This window comes from Sulfitobacter sp. HI0027 (assembly GCF_001634775.1).
Lineage (GTDB): Bacteria > Pseudomonadota > Alphaproteobacteria > Rhodobacterales > Rhodobacteraceae > Sulfitobacter.
The window spans coordinates 1-653 of sequence record NZ_LWER01000277.1 but is presented as its reverse complement, the minus strand read 5'-3'; the positions used below and the strand labels follow the sequence as shown (position 1 = coordinate 653).

Genomic DNA, 653 nt, shown 5'->3' with positions numbered 1-653 from the left:
CAGGATAGCTAACCTGCCCCCAAATGGTTCGTCATTCTGCCGGTCCGCCAAGGCCACTTCTGCGGAAGGCCGCCTCAATCATGTTCTCATCGTAAGGCTTAGAGACGGTCACAATTTCTGAGTTGGCTTCTAACGCGCCGTAACCTGTGGCTACGATAAGGGGCATCCCTTTGTCTGTGAGGTCGCGTGCGAGTTCATCAGAATACTCTCCATTCAGATTGCGATCGAGCATGGCGCTCTATCCAATGAAACGGGCCACCTTCGCGTCCGCTGCGCGCCAAATGCCGTGCGCGATGACTATATCCAAATCGACTGGATCGAAACGGGTCGTGTGCTTGACGGCACAAACAGGCGAGAGGGGTTTGGCATCAGGCTTATCAAGAGCACTGTGGAGAGAGAAATGAAGGGTAGGTCGCACATGCTGTTTTCGCCAGAGGGTTTCGAATGCATGATAGAGTTGCCCCGGGCTTCAATTGAAGGGAGAAGCTAATGGGTGTCCTGAAAGGTAAGCGCGTATTACTTCTCGAAGATGAGATATTTATTGCCTTTGATGCTGAAGAAATCCTGCTCAGCCTTGGAGCCGATCACGTGGTCTTGGCTCACACACTTAGCGAGGCACATGCCTGTTTAGAGAGCCAAAGCATGGACTGCGC

The 653-nt window shown here is 52.7% G+C and carries 1 protein-coding gene; it reads right to left on the bottom strand.

Going from position 1 to position 653, the window contains the following annotated elements; all coding sequences use genetic code 11:
• Nucleotides 1-31: 31 nt before the first annotated feature.
• Nucleotides 32-232, bottom strand: coding sequence for a hypothetical protein (locus tag A3722_RS15600; protein WP_067916285.1), 201 nt, complete (start codon nucleotides 230-232; stop codon nucleotides 32-34).
• Nucleotides 233-653 lie beyond the last annotated feature (421 nt).

Coding starts and splice junctions, on each gene's coding strand:
- A3722_RS15600 (WP_067916285.1), bottom strand. CDS start 232: ATGCTCGATCGCAATCTGAATGGAGAGTATTCTGATGAACTCGCACGC.